Origin of the sequence: Actinosynnema sp. NPDC059797 (genome assembly GCF_042732085.1) — a bacterium.
In the GTDB taxonomy this organism is placed as follows: domain Bacteria; phylum Actinomycetota; class Actinomycetes; order Mycobacteriales; family Pseudonocardiaceae; genus Actinosynnema.
This window is the reverse complement of the sequence record NZ_JBHWIE010000003.1, coordinates 90,434-108,266: the sequence shown is the minus strand read 5'-3', so window position 1 is coordinate 108,266 and position 17,833 is coordinate 90,434. Positions and strand designations below refer to the sequence as shown.

Below are 17,833 nucleotides of genomic sequence, written 5' to 3'. Positions count from 1 at the left end.
TACATGCCGACCTGGTCCAGGACCCTCACCGGGCACGACGGTCAGCGCTACCGCTTCGACCCCGGCTCCTTCAGCCTGGAACTGCTGGTCACCGGCGGTCCGGGCGAGTACCGCCGGTACGAGGTCCTGCACACCCCGGACGACCTCGCGGCCTGGCTGCGCGACTGCCGCCTCACCACCACCGCCCCGATCACCGACGTCCGCGTCACCCCCGAGGACCTCGACCGGATCAAGGCCCTCCGCGACGCGTTCCTGCACCTCGCGCAGGCCCAGGCCCGCGGCGAGGCCCCCGACCCCGCCCACGTCGAAGCCCTCAACGCCGCCACCGCCGAGACCCCGCGCCCCCGCCTCGACCCGGGGACCGGCGCCCTCGCCTGGACGACGCCGGTGACCGGCGCCCAGGTCCTCGGCGCGGCGGCCCGCGACGCCGTCCACACCCTCGCCACCGGCGCCGTCCGCGAGTGCTCGGCCGACGACTGCGGGCTGCTCTTCCTCGACACGTCCCGCTCCGGCAACCGGCGCTGGTGCTCGATGGAGCGCTGCGGCAACCGCCACAAGGTCCGCACCCACCGCGCCCGCCGCGAGGCCGAACCCCTGTAACGTCGGACCCATGGCGGTTGTGAAGATCAACGCGATCCACGTGCCCGACGGCTCGGGCCCGGAGCTGGAGAAGCGGTTCGCCGCGCGCCTGGGCGCCGTCGACTCCGAGCCCGGCTTCCTCGGTTTCCAGCTGCTCAGGCCGGTCAAGGGCGACACCCGGTACTTCGTGGTGACCCAGTGGGAGACCGAGGAGGACTTCCAGAACTGGCTGCGCGGCAGCGCCAAGGAGGCCCACTCGGGCGAGCGCGCCAAGCCCGTCGGCACCGGCTCGGACCTGCTGGAGTTCGAGGTCGTCCTCAGCTCCGCCCCCAAGGGTGAATGAGGCCCTAGACCAGGCAGCGGACCTCATCCGGAACGCCGACGCGATCCTCGTGTGCGCCGGCGCGGGCATGGGCGTGGACTCGGGCCTGCCGGACTTCCGGGGCACCACCGGCTTCTGGCAGGCCTACCCGCCCTACGCCCGCCTCGGCCTGCGCTTCGAGGAGCTGGCGGACCCGGTCCACTTCGCCGAGGACCCGGCGCTCGCCTGGGGTTTCTACGGCCACCGCCTGGCCCTCTACCGCGACACCGAGCCCCACGACGGCTTCCGGGTCCTCAAGAGCTGGGACGCCCGCGTCTTCACCTCCAACGTCGACGGCCAGTTCCAGCGGGCCGGCCTCGCCGACGTGGCCGAGGTCCACGGCTCGATCCACCACCTCCAGTGCGCCGAGCCGTGCTCGGAGGACATCTGGCCCAACGACCTGGGCATCACCGTCGACCCCGGCACCATGAGGGCCGAGGGCCCCCTGCCGACCTGCCCGAACTGCGGCGGCCTCGCCAGGCCGAACATCCTCATGTTCGGCGACCGGTCCTGGGTGCCCCACCGCTCCCAGGCGGCCCTGGACGCCCTCACCGCCTGGCGCCGCGGAGCGCGGAACCTCACCGTCGTCGAGATCGGCGCGGGCACCGCCGTCCCCACCGTCCGCCGCCAGGCGGAGCTGGCGACCGCCGCCACGGGCAACCTGGTCCGCATCAACCCCCGCGAGCCGGGGATCAGGCACGGCCGGGGCGTCTCCCTGCCCCTGGGCGCCCGGGAAGCCCTCACCGAGCTGGCACGACGAACCGGCTGACCACCGCCCGGTGGTCGGTCCCCGGCACGTTCACCACCTCGAACGAGTCCACCGGGCACCGCCCGTCCACCAGCACGTGGTCGATGGTCACCGGCGGCGGCCACAGCGCCCCCGCCGGCCAGGTGGGCGTCAGCCCCTCCCCGACCTGGTCGGCCGCGTCCACGTACCCGCTGCTCAGCAGCCGCCGCAGCGCCACGTGGTCCAGCGTGGCGTTGAAGTCGCCCGCCAGCACCCGCACCGGCCCGCCCAGGTCCCGCTCCGGCAGCCCGGCCATGTCCCGCTGCCACGTCTCCGGGCCGGCGTAGACCACCGGCGGCAGCGGGTGCACCGACACGACCTCCAGGTCGGCGCCGGGCAGGTCCACCAGGGCGCCCGCCTGCCGCAGCGAACTGGGCGCGGTCAGCTCCCGGGGCGCCAGGGGGTACCGCGACGCGATCCCCGACCCGGACCCACCGGGCTCGTCCAGGAGGTGCCGGTGCGGCAGCACCAGCCCCAACCCGGCCCGGTCGAGGTCGCCGACCATCTCCGGCGTCAGCTCCTGCATCGCCAGCACGTCGACCCGGTGCCGCCGGACGAGGTCCACCACCACCTCGGCATCGGCCGTCCCCACCAGGAAGTTCGACGCCATCACGGTCACCTGCCGCCCCACCCCCGCCGGCCGCGAGTCCGGGAACGCCCGGGGCGCGACCGCCGCCACCAGCACCGCCGCCAGCGACAACGTCACCACCGCCACACCCCACCGGCGCAGCAGCAACGCCACCACCCCCAGCACCGCGCCGGCCACCGTGAAGTAGGGCGTCAACGCCGCGACGGCCACCATGTGACGAGTGCCATCCACCCCCAGCAACCGCACGAACCCGACCGCCAGGAACGCCAACGCGGCCCCCACCAGCAGGAATGTCGTCCCACCACGCCTGGTCCGGCGTTCCTCCAGTTCGACCACGACATCTAGTCTGCCCGAGTGGAGGTACTGCTGACGGGCTTCGAACCCTTCGACGGACAGCGCACCAACCCGTCATGGGAAGCGGCGAACACCGTCCGACCGTCCGGGTACGAGCTGACCACCCTGCGACTGCCCTGCGTGTTCGACGAGTCCCTGGAGGTCCTCGAAGAGGCCCTGGGCGCCCGCCGCTACGACGTGGTGGTCTCGGTAGGCCAAGCGGGAGGCCGCCCGCACGTCACCCCGGAACGCGTGGCCGTCAACCTCAACGACGCCCGCATCCCCGACAACGCCGGCAACCAACCGGTGGACACGAGGGTGGTCCCCGACGCCCCGACCGCCTACTTCAGCACCCTCCCGGTCAAGGCCTGCACCGCGGCCCTCACCGCCGCCGGCATCCCGGCCTCCGTCTCCCACACCGCGGGCACCTTCGTCTGCAACCACGTCTTCTACGGCCTCATGCACCTGGTCGCGACGAAGCACCCCCACCTCAAAGCGGGCTTCGTCCACGTCCCCTACACCCCGGACCAGACCACGACCGCACCGAGCCTCCCCCTGGAAACCACCGCCCGGGCCCTGGACCTGATCATCACCACCACCCTCAACACCCCCCAGGACCTCCACACCCCCATCGGCGGCACCCTCCACTGACCACCACACCCTCGCGAGCCCGAGCGCAGCCCTCCCTCCCCCGGAGGCCTGCCCAGCGGCGAGCGCGCCCTTGTCTTTCAGCTCGTGAACCAAACGGCCCAGTAACCCAACCGGCCCAGTAACCCAAAAACGCCCCCAGGACCACATGGTCCCAGGGGCGTTCCCGGTACTACAGGATCAAGCGGACTCGGCCTCGGCCTCCCCGCCGCCCTCGCCACCCGAAGCGGCGAGGTCCACCGGCGGCGCGTCCGGCACCCGCAGCGGCTTCGTCTCACCGCGGAACACGAACCGGGCCTTGTCGTCGGACTCGGACTCGCCGTCCCAGCCCTCGACGTCGGTGATGATGATCTGGCCGGGCTGGATCTCCCCGAACAGGATCTTCTCCGACAGCTGGTCCTCGATCTCGCGCTGGATGGTCCGGCGCAGCGGCCGCGCACCCAGCACGGGGTCGAACCCGCGCTTGGCCAGCAGCTTCTTCGCGCGATCCGTCAGCTCGATCGCCATGTCCTTGTTCTTCAACTGCTGCTCGACGCGGGCGATCATCAGGTCCACCATCTTGATGATCTCGTCCTGCGTGAGCTGGTGGAAGACGATGATGTCGTCGATGCGGTTGAGGAACTCGGGCCGGAAGTGCTTCTTCAGCTCGTCGTTGACCTTGTTCTTCATCCGCTCGTAGTTGGACGCGGTGTCCTGACCCGAGGTGAAGCCCAAGCCCACGGCCTTGCTGATGTCCGACGTGCCCAGGTTCGAGGTGAAGATGATGACGGTGTTCTTGAAGTCCACCGTCCGGCCCTGGCCGTCGGTCAGGCGACCGTCCTCCAACACCTGCAGCAGCGTGTTGTAGACCTCCTGGTGCGCCTTCTCGATCTCGTCGAACAGCACCACCGAGAACGGCTTGCGACGGACCTTCTCCGTCAGCTGGCCGCCCTCCTCGTAACCCACGTACCCGGGAGGCGCGCCGAACAGCCGCGACGCGGTGTACCGGTCGTGGAACTCGCCCATGTCGATCTGGATGAGCGCGTCGTCCTCGCCGAACAGGAAGTTCGCCAGCGCCTTGGACAGCTCGGTCTTGCCGACGCCGGACGGGCCCGCGAAGATGAACGACCCGGACGGCCGCTTCGGGTCCTTCAGCCCGGCGCGCGTGCGGCGGATCGCCTGCGACACGGCCTTGACCGCGTCGACCTGGCCGATGATCCGCTTGTGCAGCTCGTCCTCCATGCGGAGCAGACGCGTGGTCTCCTCCTCGGTGAGCTTGAAGACCGGGATGCCGGTCCAGTTCGCCAGCACCTCGGCGATCTGCTCGTCGTCCACCTCGGCGACGACGTCGAGGTCGCCGTCCTTCCACTGCTTCTCCCGCTCGGCCTTCTGGCCCAGCAGCTGCTTCTCCTGGTCGCGCAGCTTGGCGGCCCGCTCGAAGTCCTGCGCGTCGATCGCGGACTCCTTGTCGCGGCGCACGTCGGCGATCTTCTCGTCGAACTCGCGCAGGTCCGGCGGCGCGGTCATCCGGCGGATCCGCATCCGGGCGCCGGCCTCGTCGATCAGGTCGATCGCCTTGTCCGGCAGGAACCGGTCGTTGATGTACCGGTCCGCCAGGGTCGCCGCGGCCACCAGCGCCGAGTCGGTGATCGAGACGCGGTGGTGCGCCTCGTACCGGTCGCGCAGGCCCTTCAGGATCTCGATGGTGTGCTCCAGCGACGGCTCGCCGACCTGGATCGGCTGGAACCGGCGCTCCAGCGCGGGGTCCTTCTCGACGTACTTGCGGTACTCGTCGAGGGTCGTCGCGCCGATGGTCTGCAGCTCACCGCGAGCCAGCATGGGCTTCAGGATCGAGGCCGCGTCGATGGCGCCCTCGGCCGCGCCCGCACCCACCAGGGTGTGGATCTCGTCGATGAACAGGATGATGTCACCGCGGGTGCGGATCTCCTTGAGCACCTTCTTCAGGCGCTCCTCGAAGTCACCGCGGTACCGCGAGCCCGCCACCAGGGACCCCAGGTCCAGGGTGTAGAGCTGCTTGTCCTTCAGCGTCTCGGGCACCTCGCCCTTGACGACCATCTGGGCCAGTCCCTCGACCACGGCGGTCTTGCCCACGCCGGGCTCGCCGATCAGGACCGGGTTGTTCTTGGTGCGGCGGGACAGCACCTGCATGACCCGCTCGATCTCCTTGGTGCGCCCGATCACCGGGTCCAGCTTGCCCTCCCGCGCGGACGCGGTCAGGTTGCGCCCGAACTGGTCGAGCACCAGGGACGACGACGGCGTGCCCTCGCCGCGGCCGCCGGACTCGGCGGGCTCCTTGCCGCCCGAGTAGCCCGACAGCAGCTGGAGCACCTGCTGGCGCACGCGGTTGAGGTCGGCACCCAGCTTGACGAGCACCTGAGCCGCGACGCCCTCGCCCTCGCGGATCAGGCCCAGCAGGATGTGCTCGGTGCCGATGTAGTTGTGGCCGAGCTGGAGCGCCTCGCGCAGCGACAGCTCGAGCACCTTCTTGGCACGGGGGGTGAAGGGGATGTGACCGGAAGGGGCCTGCTGGCCTTGGCCGATGATCTCCTCGACCTGCTGGCGCACGCCCTCCAGCGCGATCCCCAACGACTCCAGCGCCTTGGCGGCGACACCTTCACCCTCGTGGATCAACCCCAGGAGGATGTGCTCGGTGCCGATGTAGTTGTGGTTGAGCATCCGGGCCTCTTCTTGGGCCAGGACAACCACCCGCCTCGCGCGGTCGGTGAACCTTTCGAACATTCGCACTCCCTGACTGCTGCGCCGGCGGTCCTCGGGCTCACCACGGGCAGACCGTGGAGAGCGCGGCACCGTGGGACCACTGTAGTCGCCGGCCCCGAGACTCTCAGTTCCCCTTCGCCCGCAGTCGCCTTCGGGGATCTCTGACATCGGTACCAACGCGTGATCTGCCTGGGAGATTCCACGGAGCGGGCGCTGTCCGCTGAGCGCGAACATTCAGCCGTTCGGCGTCCCGCACGTGACCGGTGTCACCAGATGGGGTTAAGTTAGGCGAACCTCGGTAAGGTTAGGCAAGCCTGAGGAACCCCTCGGGTGAGGCTTGGCGAACCACCCCGGCGACGACCCACGGACGTTGAGGACCTTCTGGACATGACCGTACCGGCGAGGGTGACCGCACGCGAGGCGACGACTCCCCTGTCCGAGTCCCTGACCAGGGCGGCTTCCCTGGCCACGGGGTTCGAGGTGCGGTTCGGCCTGCCGGTCGACCCGGCCGAGCGCGCGGCGTGGACGACGTGCGCGGAGTTCACCTCGGAGCCGGCGCGGTTCGACGCCTGGCGCGGCGCGCTGGCCGAGTGGCTGCGGGAGCAGTACGGCGAGGCCCCGGAGCGCACCACCGCCGGGTACGTCATGAGCTGGTACCTCAACGTCGTCGGCGTGCTGGGCGGCGTGCTGTTCCACATGGCCCGCCGGGTGCCGTCGCTGCGCCCGGCCGACGTGGCGATCAAGGTGGCGGGCTCCGGCCGGCCGCACACCATGGGCGTGGCCCTGCTGACCGACGACTTCGCGTGCCTGCCCGACGACCCGGCGGGCAACCACCCGGCGGCCACCGTCGTCGCCGACGAGAACGCCCTGGCCTCGCTCCTGCGGGCCAGGTTCGCGGCGCACGGCGCGGCGTTCGTGGCCGCGTTCGGCCCGACCGTGCGGCTGGGCCGCCGGATGCTGTGGGCCGCGGCCACCGACGCCCTGGACAGCGCCGCGTGGACGGCGGGCCAGATGTGCGGCGACGAGGCCTCCGGCGTGGTGGACGCGTCGCTGCTGCTGCCCGCCAAGCTGGAGCCGTTCACCTCGGCCTCGACCCTGCGGTCGACCGCGACGGGCTGGACGCGCCGCCGCGAGAGCTGCTGCTTCCACTACGTCCTGCCGGGCGCCGAGGCCTGCGCCACGTGCCCGAGGGTGTGCGGAGCGGCCCTGCCTGAGCGGCCCTCCCCGAGCTTGAGCGGCCCTGCCGCCCCTCACCGGTGCCGGTGACCGATGGGCACCACCAGCGGCGTGCCCGCCACCGGGTCGACCACCACCCTGGCGTCCAGCCCGAACACCTCCAGCAGGGTCTCCTCGGTCAGCACCTCCTCGGGCGTGCCGGCCACCACGACCCCGCCGTCCCTCATCGCCACCAGCCGGTCGGCGTACCGGGCGGCCAGGTTGAGGTCGTGCAGCACCATCACCACGGTCCGCCCGAACTCCGAGTTCAACCGCTGCACCAGGTCCAGCACGTCGATCTGGTGCGCCAGGTCCAGGTAGGTCGTCGGCTCGTCGAGCAGCAGCAGGTCGGTCCCCTGGGCCAGCGCCATCGAGATCCACGCCCGCTGCCGCTGCCCGCCGGACAGCTCGTCCACGGCCCGGTCGGCCAGCCCGCCCATGCCGGTCATCTCCAGCGCCGACGCGACCGCGGCCTCGTCCTCGGCCGACCACTGGCGGTACCAGGCCTGGTGCGGGTGCCTGCCGCGCGCCACCAGCTCGGCCACGGTCAGCCCCTCGGGCGCCCGCGGCGACTGCGGCAGCACCGCCAGCACCTTCGCCACCTCGCGGGTGGGCTTGCGGTCGATGCGCTCGCCGTCCAGCAGCACCTCGCCCGAGCGGGCGGGCAGCAGCCGTCCCAGCGCCCGCAGCAGCGTCGACTTGCCGCACCCGTTGGGCCCGATGACGGCCGTCACCGAGCCGGACGGCACGTCGAGGTCCAGCCCGGACACCACCAGCCGCTCGCCGTAGCCCACGGACAGCGCCCGCGCCCGCAGCCGGACCCCCGACGCCGCGCCCACCCCGGTCATACCCGTGCCTCCCGACGCCCGCGGACCAGCAAGTACATGAGGTAGGGCGCGCCGAGCACCGCGGTCACCACGCCGACCGGCAGCTCCACCCCGCCGAACGCGACCCGCGTGACCAGGTCGGACACCACCACCAGCAGCGCGCCGACCACCGCGGACCCCATCACCGGCGGTGTGGCCGTGCCCGCCAGGCGCAGCGCGACCTGCGGCGACACCAGCGCCACGAACGCCACCGGCCCGGCCGCCGCCGTGGCCACGGACGCCAGCACGACCGCCAGCAGCAGCAGGCCGCCGCGCGCCCGGTCGAGCCGCACGCCCAGCCCGCGCACCGTGTCGTCGTCGAGCTGGAGCGCGCCCAGCGACCGGGAGGCCACCAGCGCCACCGGCAGCAGGACCGCCAGCGCCGCCGCGACCGGCACGACGTGCTCCCAGCCGCGGCCGTTCAGGCTGCCGGTCAGCCAGGCCATGGCCCGCGCCGCGTCGTTGACGTCGCCGACGGTCAGCAGGTAGTTGGTGGCGTTGACCGCCACCGCGGCCACGCCGATGCCGACGAGCACCAGCCGGAAGCCCTCGATGCCGCGCCGCCACGCCAGCCCGTGCACCAGCAGCCCGGCCACCAGCCCGCCGCCCAGCGCCGCGAGCGGCACCCCGACGCTCGCCGCCGCGCCGCCGACCGCGCCGAACGACCCGGCGAAGGTGATCAGGAGCACCGCGCCCACCGCGGCGCCACCGCTGATCCCGAGCACGTCCGGGCTGGCCAGCGGGTTGCGCGCGATCGACTGGAACACCGCGCCGGCGATCCCGAACGCGGCGCCGACGCACACCCCGGTCAGCACCCTGGGCAGGCGCAGGTCGAGCACGATGAACCGCTGCCCGTGCGTCCCGCCGCCGAGCAGCACCTCGAACACCCGGCCCAGCCCGATCGGCACGTCGCCGAGCCCGACCGCGACCCCGCCGGCGACGGCCAGCGCCGCCAACCCCGCGACGACCAGCGCCAACGGCCGCGGGCGCAGCCGCCAGGACACCGGCCCGAGCCGCACCCCGGCGACCCCGCCGCGCACCCCGCCACGCGCACCGGCACCGGCGTCGGCCCCGGCCGCCCCACCCCGGCTCACAGCTTCACCAGCTTCCGCCGCCGCACCAGGGCGATGAAGAACGGCGCGCCCACCAGCGCCATCACGATGCCCACGTCCAGCTCGCCGGGCCGCGCCAGCACCCGCCCCACCACGTCGGCCGCCAGCAGCACCACCGCGCCCACCACCCCCGAGAACGGCAGCAGCCACCGGTGGTCGGGCCCGGTCAGCGCCCGCGCCAGGTGCGGCACCACGAGCCCGACGAACCCGATCGGCCCGCACGCGGCCACCGCACCGCCCACCAGCAGCGTGATCGCCACCACGCCCACCACGCGGGTCGCCAGGACGCGGTGCCCGAGCGACCGGGCCACCTCGTCGCCCAGGGCCAGCGCGTTGAGGCCGCCCGCGTTGAACGCCGCCAGCACCAGCCCGACCAGCAGGAACGGCAGCACCTGCCACAGCACCGACAGCTCGCGCCCGGCGAGGCCGCCGACCTGCCAGAACCGGAACGCGTCCAGGCTCTGCCGGTCCAGCAGCACCAGCGCGGACACCAGGCCCGTCATCAGCGCCGACACCGCCGCGCCCGCCAGGGCCAGGGTCACCGGCGTCGGCCCGGACCGGCCGGACCCGAGCAGGAACACCACCACGCTCGCCGCCAGGGCGCCCGCGAAGGCCGACCACACGTACCCGTAGAGGTCGCCCACCCCGAGGGTGAAGATCGACAGGACCACCGCGAACGACGCGCCCTGCGTGACGCCGAGGATGCCGGGGTCGGCGAGCGGGTTGCGGGTGTGGCCCTGCATCAGCGCGCCGCCGACGCCCAGGGCCGCGCCGACCGCCACGCCGAGGGCCGTCCTGGGCACCCGCAGCTCGCGCACGACCACGTCGCCCTCGGCCCCGGTCGGCGCGGTCAGCGCCCGCCACACCTCGTCGAGCGGGATGTCCCGGGCGCCCACGGCGACGCTCGCCAGGGCCACGAGGACCAGCACGCCGGACAGGGCGCCGAGGAGCGCGGGCAGGCGGGTGGCGCGGAGGCCCAAGGTTTCCCCCTCACCAGTCCAGACCAGGTGAGGGCAGCCTAACCGAACACGATCGGGTGAGAGGCGTGGCACTCGACGTGCCGAACACCACAACCAATCGAGACGAGCGAAGTCCGAACAGAAGATCACCGCTGCGGGGAACGGGTGAACAAAATGGATCTTCAACGCCCGCCGGCCACCGCGGAGATCACCTCACCCGCGCCCGCGAGACCGCGCCTCGGGAGCCGGTGGGACTTCCGCCGGCCAACCCCGCGCAACTCCGCCCGCGAGCCCCCACAAGTCCGCCGCCGCCCTCATCCGGCGCGCATCAAGCCCTCACCCGATCGCTCACCACAAGCCCGCCGAGTCACCCGGCGGAGCCCACCCGAGTGGGTGCGGAAAAACAACCAAGGGGCGCCGGAATACCCGGCGCCCCTTCGTCGATTGACGTAATTGCCCGTGGCCTGCGCCACGTGGCCGTCAGCCCTGCTGGTGGTAAGCCTCCAGCACCTCGGCCGGGATGCGGCCCCGGTCCGAGACCTTCATGCCCTGCTTGCGGGCCCACTCCCGAATCGCCTGGTTCTGCTCCCGGTCAGCCGAGGCCGGACGCGCCGCCTTCACACCGGCGGGCCGACCAGGACCGCGCTTGCGGCCACCGGCCTTGCGCGCGCTGGCGACGAAGTCGGCGAGGGCCTCGCGAAGCCTGGACGCATTGCCCGCAGAAAGGTCGATCTCGTAGGACACACCGTCCAAACCGAAACCGACCGTCTCCTCGGCCTGCCCACCGTCCAGGTCATCGACCAGGGTCACGGTGACCTTCTGCGCCATGCGTATCCTCCTGGACTCGAATGCGCGGTGTGCTCCCCGACCGCGACCTAAAGCATTGGCGAGTGCAGGTTAGCGCACAAGTAGCGTAATCCGCCGCCCGGAGTCCGAGAAGTTACTCATTCCGGGCGCACGAGGGGGAACAGGATCGTCTCCCGGATACCGAGACCGGTGAGCGCCATGAGGAGGCGGTCGATGCCCATTCCGACCCCGCCGCTCGGTGGCATTCCGTACTCCAGCGATCGCAGAAAGTCTTCATCGACCGGCATCGCCTCGACGTCGCCGCCGGCCGCAAGGCGCGCCTGGGCTTCCAAGCGCTCCCGCTCGACCACCGGGTCCACCAGTTCGGAGTATCCCGTGGCCAACTCGAAACCGCGCACGTACAGGTCCCACTTTTCGGCCACCCCCGGACGGGTGCGGTGCTGCCGGGTGAGCGGGGACGTCTCGACCGGGAAATCGCGCACGAACGTGGGCGCGTGCAGGCCGTCGCCGACCAGGTGCTCCCACAGCTCCTCGACCAGCTTGCCGTGGCCCAGCTTGGGATCCACCTCCAGGCCGTGCTTGTCGGCCAGCTCCCGCAGCCGCTCCGCGGTGGTCTCCGGCGCGACCTCCTCGCCGACCGCCTCCGACAGCGACTCGTACATGCCCAGCGTGGTCCACTCGCCGCCGAGGTCGTACTCCTCGCCGTCGGCCAGCGTCACCACGTGCGAGCCGGCGACCGCCATCGCCGCCTCCTGGATCAACTCCCTGGTGAGGACCGCGTTCGTGTCGTAGGTGGCGTATGCCTCGTAGTACTCCAGCATGGAGAACTCGGGCGAATGGGACGAGTCCATGCCCTCGTTGCGGAAGTTGCGGTTGATCTCGAAGACCTTCTCGATACCGCCGACCACGCAGCGCTTCAGGTACAGCTCCGGCGCGATGCGCAGGAACAGGTCGATGTCCAGGGCGTTCGAGCGGGTCACGAACGGGCGGGCGGTGGCGCCGCCCTGCAACGTCTGCAACATCGGGGTCTCGACTTCGACGAAACCGCGCCGGTGGAACGACTCCCGCAACGAGCGGACCACGGCCGCCCGGTTGCGCACCGTGTTCCGCGCCTGCTCGCGCAGGATCAGATCCACGTAGCGCTGCCGAATGCGGGTTTCCTCGGCGAGTTCCTTGTGCGCGACCGGGAGCGGGCGCAGCGCCTTGGCGGTCAACCGCCACTCGTCGGCCAGCACGGACAGTTCGCCGCGGCGCGAGGTGATGACCTCGCCGTGCGCGAATACGTGGTCGCCCAAGTCGACGTCGGACTTCCATTCGGCCAGCGCCCGCTCGCCGACCCCGTCCAGGCTCAGCATCAGCTGGAGTTCGGTGCCGTCGCCTTCGCGCAGCGTCGCGAAGCACAACTTGCCGGTGTTGCGGATGAACATGACCCGCCCGGTCACGCCCACGACGTCACCGGTGGTCGTGTCGGGGGCCAACCCCTGATGGGCGTCGCGCACCTCGCGCAACGTGTGCGTGCGGGGAACTTCGACCGGATAGGGATCGACACCCCGTTCCAGCAGCCGCGCCCGCTTCTCGCGGCGCACCCGCATCTGCTCGGGGAGGTCGTCGTCGCTGGTCGCGGAAGGGATCGCCGGCTGCTCGCTCACGGAGAGGAAGGGTACGGAAGAACTCACCCGGTATTCGAACCGGCTCTCACTAGGCTCGGTGCGGTGACGTCAGACGACTTGCGGGCCCGGCGGGCGAACTCCTTCGGGGCGCGTGCCGAGGCATATGCGGAACACCGACCGGACTACCCGGTCGCGGCCGTCCGGTGGGCGTTGGAGCCGCTGGGCGGCGAAGGCCCGTTCGAGGTGCTCGACCTGGGCGCGGGCACGGGGAAGCTGACCGGCGTGCTCCTCGGCGAGGGCCACCAGGTCACCGCCGTGGAGCCGGACGAGGGGATGCTCGGCGAACTGGTGCGCCGGCACGGTTCGGCGCGGGCCCTGCCGGGCAGCGCCGAGCGCATCCCGGTGCCGGACGACACCGTGGACGCCGTCCTGGTGGGGCAGGCGTTCCACTGGTTCGACCCCGAGCGCGCGCTGCCGGAGATCGCGCGCGTGCTGCGGCCCGGCGGCGTGCTCGCGGCGCTGTGGAACGAGTTCGACGTGTCCGTGCCGTGGCTCGCCGAGTTCAACCGGGTCGCCGGGTCGAGCGTCAGCTCGAACGACGCGCGCGGCGACTGGATGCCCGACCACGATGCCTTCACCGACGCGGAGGAGCGGGTGTTCCGGCACTCCCAGCCGCGCACGGCCGAGTCGCTGGTGGCCACCGTCAACACCCACTCGCACCTGCTGGTGATCCCGCCCGAGGAGCGCGACGAGGTCAACGCCCGGATGCGCGCGTTCCTCGCCGCCACCCCCGAGACCTCCGGCGACGGGTTCGAGCTGCCCCTGAGGACGCTGACCAAGCGGATGCGGTCGACGCGCTGAGCCGCGTCAGCGCATGTTCCGCTCGAACACCAGGCGGAGCCCCAGCAGCGTCAGGTCCGGCACGTGCGCCTGGATGGTGGCCGACTCGGCCACCACCAGGGGCGCGAGCCCGCCGGTGGCGATCACCGTCACCGGGCCCGGCTCGCTCGCCTGCAGTTCCTCCACGATCCGCCGCACCAGGCCGTCGACCTGGCCGACGAACCCGTAGACGATGCCGGACTGGAGGCACTCGACGGTGTTCTTGCCGATCACCGACCGGGGCCGCACCAGCTCCACCTTGCGCAGCTGCGCGGCGCGGGAGGCCAGCGCGTCCACCGAGATCTCGATGCCCGGCGCCAGCGCGCCGCCCAGGAACTCGCCCTTGGCGGAGATGACGTCCAGGTTGGTCGAGGTGCCGAAGTCCACCACCACGCACGCGGTGCTGTGCAGGTGGTGCGCCGCCAGCGTGTTGATCACCCGGTCGGAGCCGACCTCCTTGGGGTTGTCCACCAGCAGCGGCACACCGGTCCGCACGCCCGGCTCGACCAGCACCTTCGGCACGGACGAGTAGTAGCGGCCCAGCATCACGCGCAGCTCGCGCAGCACCGCGGGCACGGTGGACAGCGCCGAGATGCCGGTGACCTTGTCCGCGTACTCGCCGAGCAGGCCGCGCATGGTCAGCGCCAGCTCGTCGGCCGTCATCCGCGCGTCGGTCCGCATCCGCCAGTCGCGGACCAGGGCGGCCTTGTCCCCGGTGCCGTCGTACAGGCCGAGGACGATGTTGGTGTTGCCGACGTCGATGGCGAGCAGCACAGCCGTTCCCCCTAGTTCTCGGCCTGGATCAGCGCGTCCAGCGCCGCCGCGTCCTCGGTCTCCGCGGGCGCCGCCTCGGCCTGCGCCCCGTTGGCGTGGCTCCCGTTGGCCTGGGCGGACGTGCCGCCGTTGACCAGGCCGGAGCCCTCCGGGGCGTGGGCCGGGTCGGCGCCCAGGTCGACCACCCGGTTGTCGGCGTCGACGAACACGACCTTCGGCCGGTACGCCCGCGCCTCGGCGTCGTCCATCTGGCCGTAGGCGATGAGGATGACGAGGTCGCCCGGCTTCACCAGGTGGGCCGCCGCGCCGTTGATGCCGATCACGCCGCTGCCGCGCTCGCCGGGGATGACGTAGGTCTCCAGGCGCGCGCCGTTGGTGACGTCCACGATCGCGACCTGCTCGCCCGCCAGCAGGTCGGCGGCCTCCATCAGGTCCTCGTCCACCGTGACCGAGCCGACGTAGTGCAGGTCGGCCTGGGTGACGGTGGCCCGGTGGATCTTCGACTTGAGCATGGTGCGGAACACCGCGGTCCCCCTTCTACTCGTCACCGGTGCCGAGCAGCACGGCGGCGTTGTCGATCAGTCGGGTCGAGCCGACGCGGGCGGCGACCAGCAGCCGGGCGTCGCCGTTCTCGGGCGCCGGGCCGAGGTCGGGCGCCCGCAGCTCCAGGTAGTCCGGTGCCACGCCGGGCTCGGCGGCGAGGGTGTCGCGGGCGGCCGCCAGCACGGCCTCCGCGCCCTGGCCGCTGACGTGCGCGCCCGCCACCAGCGCGGCGGACAGCGCGGTCGCCGCGTGCCGCTCGGCGTCGGACAGGTAGCGGTTGCGCGAGGACAGCGCCAGGCCGTCGGGCTCGCGCACGGTCGGCACGCCCACGACGTCCAGCGGGAAGTCCAGGTCGCGCGCCATCCGGTGGATGAGCGTGAGCTGCTGGTAGTCCTTCTCGCCGAACACCGCGTAGGTGGGCTGCACGATGTTGAACAGCTTCGCGACCACGGTCAGCACGCCCGCGAAGTGCCCCGGCCGCGACGCGCCCTCCAGCTCGTCGCCGAGCGGGCCGGGGTCGACGGTGACCGTGCTGCCCGCCGGGTACATGTCCTCGACCGAGGGCGCGAACACCAGGCCGACGCGCTCCTCGCGGCAGATGTCCACATCGGACTCCAGGGTGCGCGGGTAGCGCTCGAAGTCCTCGCCCGGCCCGAACTGGGTGGGGTTCACGAAGACGGAGACGACGACCACGGTGTTCTGGAGCACCTGGGCCTCGCGGATCAGCTTGCGGTGGCCCTCATGCAGCGCGCCCATGGTCGGCACCAGCGCGATGTTGCGGCCGGCGGCCTTGAGCGCCTTGGTGACGCGGTTCAGGCGCCGGGGGTCGTGGTGCACCGTGACGTCGCCCGGCTTGTAGTCGTCCTTGGTGAGGGGCTTGGTCATGCCTGGTCAGTCCTCGAGGGTCGAGCGGACGTCGGACGCCGGTCCGGGCTTGAGCAGCCCGGCGGTTTGTGCGCGCGCCGCGGTGCGGCGCGCCAGGACCCGGTAGGCGGGCAGGGCCTCGTGGCCGGCGAGCACCGCCAGGTGCTTGGCCACGGTACCCGCGTCGCCGCGCGCCACCGGGCCGGTCAGCGCGCGGTCGCCGTGCCGCAGGACGTTGTCCAGCGCGGCCGACAGCAGGGGGCCGAGCACCCGCTCGGCGTTGGCGACGCCCGCCTCGCGCAGCAGGTCCGCGCAGTCGGCGACCAGGGTCATCAGGTGGTTGGAGCCGTGCGCGAGGGCGGCGTGGTAGAGCGGGCGGGCGGCCTCGGGCACGCGGACCGGCTCGGCGGACATCTCCACCACGAGCGCCTCGCCCACGTTCCAGGCGACCTCGTCGCCGTCGGCCGCGGTGACGCCGACCGAGCAGGCGCTCATCCGCTCCACGTCCTCGGGGCGGCCGGTGAAGGTCATCACGGGGTGCAGCGCCACGCACAGCGCGCCGACCCCGGCGGCGGGCGCGAGCACGGCGGCGCCCTGCGCGCCGCTGGTGTGCACGACGATCTGGCCCTGGCGCAGCGAGCCCGTCGCGACCAGGCCGCGGACCAGGCCGGGCAGCTCGTCGTCGGGCACGGCGAGCAGCACGAGGTCCGCGGAGGCGGCGACCTCGGGCGGGGGCAGCACCGGGGTGTCCGGCAGCAGTTCCTCGACGCGGCGCAGCGAGTCGCGCGACACGGCGGAGGCGGCGCTCACCACGTGCCCCGCGCGGGACAGCGCGGCGCCGAGCACCGAGCCCACCCGACCGGCCGAGATGACTCCCACGGCCAGCCGCGCGGGGCGGGGGGTCGCGTCCATGCGACACAGCTCCTTAAGCGGCGTTCCAGTCCCTTCCAGCGGGTACCGGACGACGGCCGCGAGCGTAATCCGGCGGGTGGCCCGGGGTGGTCAACTGCGACGAACGCCACCCGCGGCCTTGAGCGCCCCCGGCGCGTCCACAGCGGCCTGACGTGCGACGACGAGGGCGTGCAGCAGCTTCGCGTGACGTTCGTCGGCGTCGGCGCCCGCCGTGCCCTGGGCCATCCGGTGCCGCAGGAACGCCAGCTCCGTGGCCGCCACCTGGTAGCCCGCGACGGCCTTGGCCGCCGGCTCGCCGACCTTGCGGCGGACCGCGCGCCGCCACCGCCGCCGCCCCTGGAGGCTGGCCAGCAGGGTGACCTCGCTGGAGGCGATCCAGCGCTGCTCGGCCATCGCGGGGAGCTGCGCCGCGACGACCCGCTGCTCGCGGCGGCGCTGCCAGACGACCATGCACACCATGCCCGCGAAGATCGGGACCATGATCAGGAAGTAGAGGTTGATGAACGTGGAGCCGGTGCCGACCGTGGTGGAGAAGTTCCACAGCGAGTGCAGGCCGACCGCGGCGAGGTAGCCCAGGAGGGGCGCGACGACCTTCAGCGCGCGGTTGCCGGTCATCGCCGCGACGCCGATCCCGATGCCCGCCAGCGAGCTGAACAGCGGGTGCGCGAACGGCGAGAGCACGCCGCGCAGCACGAACAGCGCGATCACGCCGCTGCTCAGGTCGCCGAACCCGCTGTCGGCGAAGACGCGGGCGAAGTACCAGATGTTCTCGGTGAACGCGAAGCCGGCGGCGGTGACGCCCGCGTAGACGATGCCGTCCACCACGCCGTCGAACTCCTGCCTGCGGCGCAGGAACACCCCGATGACGAACGCCGCCTTGGCGGCCTCCTCGACCACCGGCGCCCCGACGACGGCGGCGAACGTGGCGCCGTCGCCGTTGATCAGCTCGCCGAGCACGTAGGCGGTCTGGTTGAACACCAGCGAGGTGATCGTCGCGCCGCACGCGCCCCAGGCGAAGGCCAGCAGCAGCACCTTCGCCGGTTCGGGTTCCCACCGGTCCACCCACAGGTAGGCGCCGATGACCGCGAGGACCGGCACCAGGGCGGCCAGCGCGCCGACCAGGATGGGCATCAGGCCGACGCTGCTCGTGCCCAGGCCGAGCAGCACCAGCCCGGACACGCCCAACGCGATCAGGCCGACGACCGGGAGCAGCACTGTCCAGCGGCGCTGGTCGACGCGCTTGCGGGCGGGAGTGGTCACGGACGGAAACCTTAAAG

The 17,833-nt window shown here is 72.4% G+C and carries 18 protein-coding genes; 6 read left to right on the top strand and 12 right to left on the bottom strand.

Annotated elements, in window-relative coordinates; genetic code table 11:
- Nucleotides 1-3: 3 nt before the first annotated feature.
- From ACFV4N_RS02170 to ACFV4N_RS02160, 3 genes are read left to right on the top strand one after another with little or no spacing between them, the layout of a single operon-like run.
- The gene (locus ACFV4N_RS02170) at nucleotides 4-600 is read left to right on the top strand and encodes a CGNR zinc finger domain-containing protein (RefSeq protein ID WP_499670649.1); all 597 of its coding nucleotides are present in this window, start codon (nucleotides 4-6) and stop codon (nucleotides 598-600) included.
- 10 nt (nucleotides 601-610) lie between these two features.
- Complete coding sequence (locus ACFV4N_RS02165) at nucleotides 611-922, top strand: antibiotic biosynthesis monooxygenase family protein (RefSeq protein WP_499670648.1); 312 nt, start codon at nucleotides 611-613, stop codon at nucleotides 920-922.
- Nucleotides 915-1,709 carry an SIR2 family NAD-dependent protein deacylase gene (locus tag ACFV4N_RS02160; RefSeq protein ID WP_499670647.1) on the top strand — a complete coding sequence of 265 codons (795 nt, stop codon included), beginning with the start codon at nucleotides 915-917 and terminating at the stop codon, nucleotides 1,707-1,709. Before ACFV4N_RS02165 ends, ACFV4N_RS02160 begins: the two co-directional genes overlap by 8 nt.
- On the opposite strand, the gene ACFV4N_RS02155 is transcribed toward ACFV4N_RS02160, so the two are convergent.
- Nucleotides 1,681-2,652 (bottom strand): endonuclease/exonuclease/phosphatase family protein, encoded by a 972-nt coding sequence (locus ACFV4N_RS02155; RefSeq protein ID WP_499670646.1) that lies wholly within the window; start codon nucleotides 2,650-2,652, stop codon nucleotides 1,681-1,683. The genes ACFV4N_RS02160 and ACFV4N_RS02155 overlap by 29 nt on opposite strands.
- 18 nt (nucleotides 2,653-2,670) lie before the next feature.
- Between ACFV4N_RS02155 and pcp the strand changes: the two genes are divergently transcribed.
- Complete coding sequence (gene pcp / locus ACFV4N_RS02150) at nucleotides 2,671-3,300, top strand: pyroglutamyl-peptidase I (protein WP_499670645.1); 630 nt, start codon at nucleotides 2,671-2,673, stop codon at nucleotides 3,298-3,300.
- A gap of 177 nt (nucleotides 3,301-3,477) precedes the next feature.
- Here pcp and ACFV4N_RS02145 read toward each other — a convergent pair whose 3' ends face one another.
- A complete protein-coding gene (locus tag ACFV4N_RS02145; protein ID WP_499670644.1) occupies nucleotides 3,478-6,036 on the bottom strand; it encodes an ATP-dependent Clp protease ATP-binding subunit in 2,559 nt (852 codons plus the stop codon).
- A 366-nt stretch (nucleotides 6,037-6,402) separates the two neighbouring features.
- On the opposite strand from ACFV4N_RS02145, the gene ACFV4N_RS02140 reads away from it, so the two are divergent.
- Complete coding sequence (locus ACFV4N_RS02140) at nucleotides 6,403-7,281, top strand: (2Fe-2S)-binding protein (RefSeq protein WP_499670643.1); 879 nt, start codon at nucleotides 6,403-6,405, stop codon at nucleotides 7,279-7,281.
- On the opposite strand, the gene ACFV4N_RS02135 is transcribed toward ACFV4N_RS02140, so the two are convergent.
- From ACFV4N_RS02135 to lysS, 5 genes are all read right to left on the bottom strand, one after another.
- The gene (locus ACFV4N_RS02135) at nucleotides 7,266-8,078 is read right to left on the bottom strand and encodes an ABC transporter ATP-binding protein (protein ID WP_499670642.1); all 813 of its coding nucleotides are present in this window, start codon (nucleotides 8,076-8,078) and stop codon (nucleotides 7,266-7,268) included. The genes ACFV4N_RS02140 and ACFV4N_RS02135 overlap by 16 nt on opposite strands.
- On the bottom strand, nucleotides 8,075-9,190 hold the full coding sequence (locus ACFV4N_RS02130; RefSeq protein WP_499670641.1) for a FecCD family ABC transporter permease: 1,116 nt from the start codon (nucleotides 9,188-9,190) through the stop codon (nucleotides 8,075-8,077). Before ACFV4N_RS02130 ends, ACFV4N_RS02135 begins: the two co-directional genes overlap by 4 nt.
- Nucleotides 9,187-10,188 carry a FecCD family ABC transporter permease gene (locus ACFV4N_RS02125; protein WP_499670640.1) on the bottom strand — a complete coding sequence of 334 codons (1,002 nt, stop codon included), beginning with the start codon at nucleotides 10,186-10,188 and terminating at the stop codon, nucleotides 9,187-9,189. Before ACFV4N_RS02125 ends, ACFV4N_RS02130 begins: the two co-directional genes overlap by 4 nt.
- 459 nt (nucleotides 10,189-10,647) lie before the next feature.
- The gene (locus tag ACFV4N_RS02120; protein WP_499670639.1) at nucleotides 10,648-10,995 is read right to left on the bottom strand and encodes a histone-like nucleoid-structuring protein Lsr2; all 348 of its coding nucleotides are present in this window, start codon (nucleotides 10,993-10,995) and stop codon (nucleotides 10,648-10,650) included.
- Nucleotides 10,996-11,111: 116 nt separating this feature from the next.
- Complete coding sequence (gene lysS / locus ACFV4N_RS02115) at nucleotides 11,112-12,623, bottom strand: lysine--tRNA ligase (RefSeq protein WP_499670638.1); 1,512 nt, start codon at nucleotides 12,621-12,623, stop codon at nucleotides 11,112-11,114.
- A 63-nt stretch (nucleotides 12,624-12,686) separates the two neighbouring features.
- On the opposite strand from lysS, the gene ACFV4N_RS02110 reads away from it, so the two are divergent.
- A complete protein-coding gene (locus tag ACFV4N_RS02110; protein ID WP_499670637.1) occupies nucleotides 12,687-13,445 on the top strand; it encodes a class I SAM-dependent methyltransferase in 759 nt (252 codons plus the stop codon).
- 6 nt (nucleotides 13,446-13,451) lie between these two features.
- On the opposite strand, the gene ACFV4N_RS02105 is transcribed toward ACFV4N_RS02110, so the two are convergent.
- From ACFV4N_RS02105 to ACFV4N_RS02085, 5 genes are all read right to left on the bottom strand, one after another.
- Nucleotides 13,452-14,237: a type III pantothenate kinase gene (locus tag ACFV4N_RS02105; protein ID WP_499670636.1), complete on the bottom strand. Its 786-nt coding sequence runs from the start codon at nucleotides 14,235-14,237 to the stop codon at nucleotides 13,452-13,454.
- A gap of 11 nt (nucleotides 14,238-14,248) precedes the next feature.
- The gene (gene panD, locus ACFV4N_RS02100; protein WP_499670635.1) at nucleotides 14,249-14,761 is read right to left on the bottom strand and encodes an aspartate 1-decarboxylase; all 513 of its coding nucleotides are present in this window, start codon (nucleotides 14,759-14,761) and stop codon (nucleotides 14,249-14,251) included.
- A gap of 13 nt (nucleotides 14,762-14,774) precedes the next feature.
- Nucleotides 14,775-15,665: a pantoate--beta-alanine ligase gene (panC, locus tag ACFV4N_RS02095; protein WP_499670634.1), complete on the bottom strand. Its 891-nt coding sequence runs from the start codon at nucleotides 15,663-15,665 to the stop codon at nucleotides 14,775-14,777.
- 6 nt (nucleotides 15,666-15,671) lie between these two features.
- Complete coding sequence (locus ACFV4N_RS02090; RefSeq protein WP_499670633.1) at nucleotides 15,672-16,556, bottom strand: Rossmann-like and DUF2520 domain-containing protein; 885 nt, start codon at nucleotides 16,554-16,556, stop codon at nucleotides 15,672-15,674.
- 90 nt (nucleotides 16,557-16,646) lie between these two features.
- Entirely contained in the window at nucleotides 16,647-17,771 is a 1,125-nt protein-coding gene (locus tag ACFV4N_RS02085) for a PrsW family intramembrane metalloprotease (protein WP_499670690.1), read from the bottom strand.
- Between the last annotated feature and the right edge of the window lie 62 nt (nucleotides 17,772-17,833).

Coding starts and splice junctions, on each gene's coding strand:
- ACFV4N_RS02090 (WP_499670633.1), bottom strand. CDS start 16,556: ATGGACGCGACCCCCCGCCCCGCGCGGCTGGCCGTGGGAGTCATCTCG.
- ACFV4N_RS02145 (WP_499670644.1), bottom strand. CDS start 6,036: ATGTTCGAAAGGTTCACCGACCGCGCGAGGCGGGTGGTTGTCCTGGCC.
- ACFV4N_RS02165 (WP_499670648.1), top strand. CDS start 611: ATGGCGGTTGTGAAGATCAACGCGATCCACGTGCCCGACGGCTCGGGC.
- ACFV4N_RS02140 (WP_499670643.1), top strand. CDS start 6,403: ATGACCGTACCGGCGAGGGTGACCGCACGCGAGGCGACGACTCCCCTG.
- ACFV4N_RS02135 (WP_499670642.1), bottom strand. CDS start 8,078: ATGACCGGGGTGGGCGCGGCGTCGGGGGTCCGGCTGCGGGCGCGGGCG.
- ACFV4N_RS02120 (WP_499670639.1), bottom strand. CDS start 10,995: ATGGCGCAGAAGGTCACCGTGACCCTGGTCGATGACCTGGACGGTGGG.
- ACFV4N_RS02170 (WP_499670649.1), top strand. CDS start 4: ATGCCGACCTGGTCCAGGACCCTCACCGGGCACGACGGTCAGCGCTAC.
- panC (WP_499670634.1), bottom strand. CDS start 15,665: ATGACCAAGCCCCTCACCAAGGACGACTACAAGCCGGGCGACGTCACG.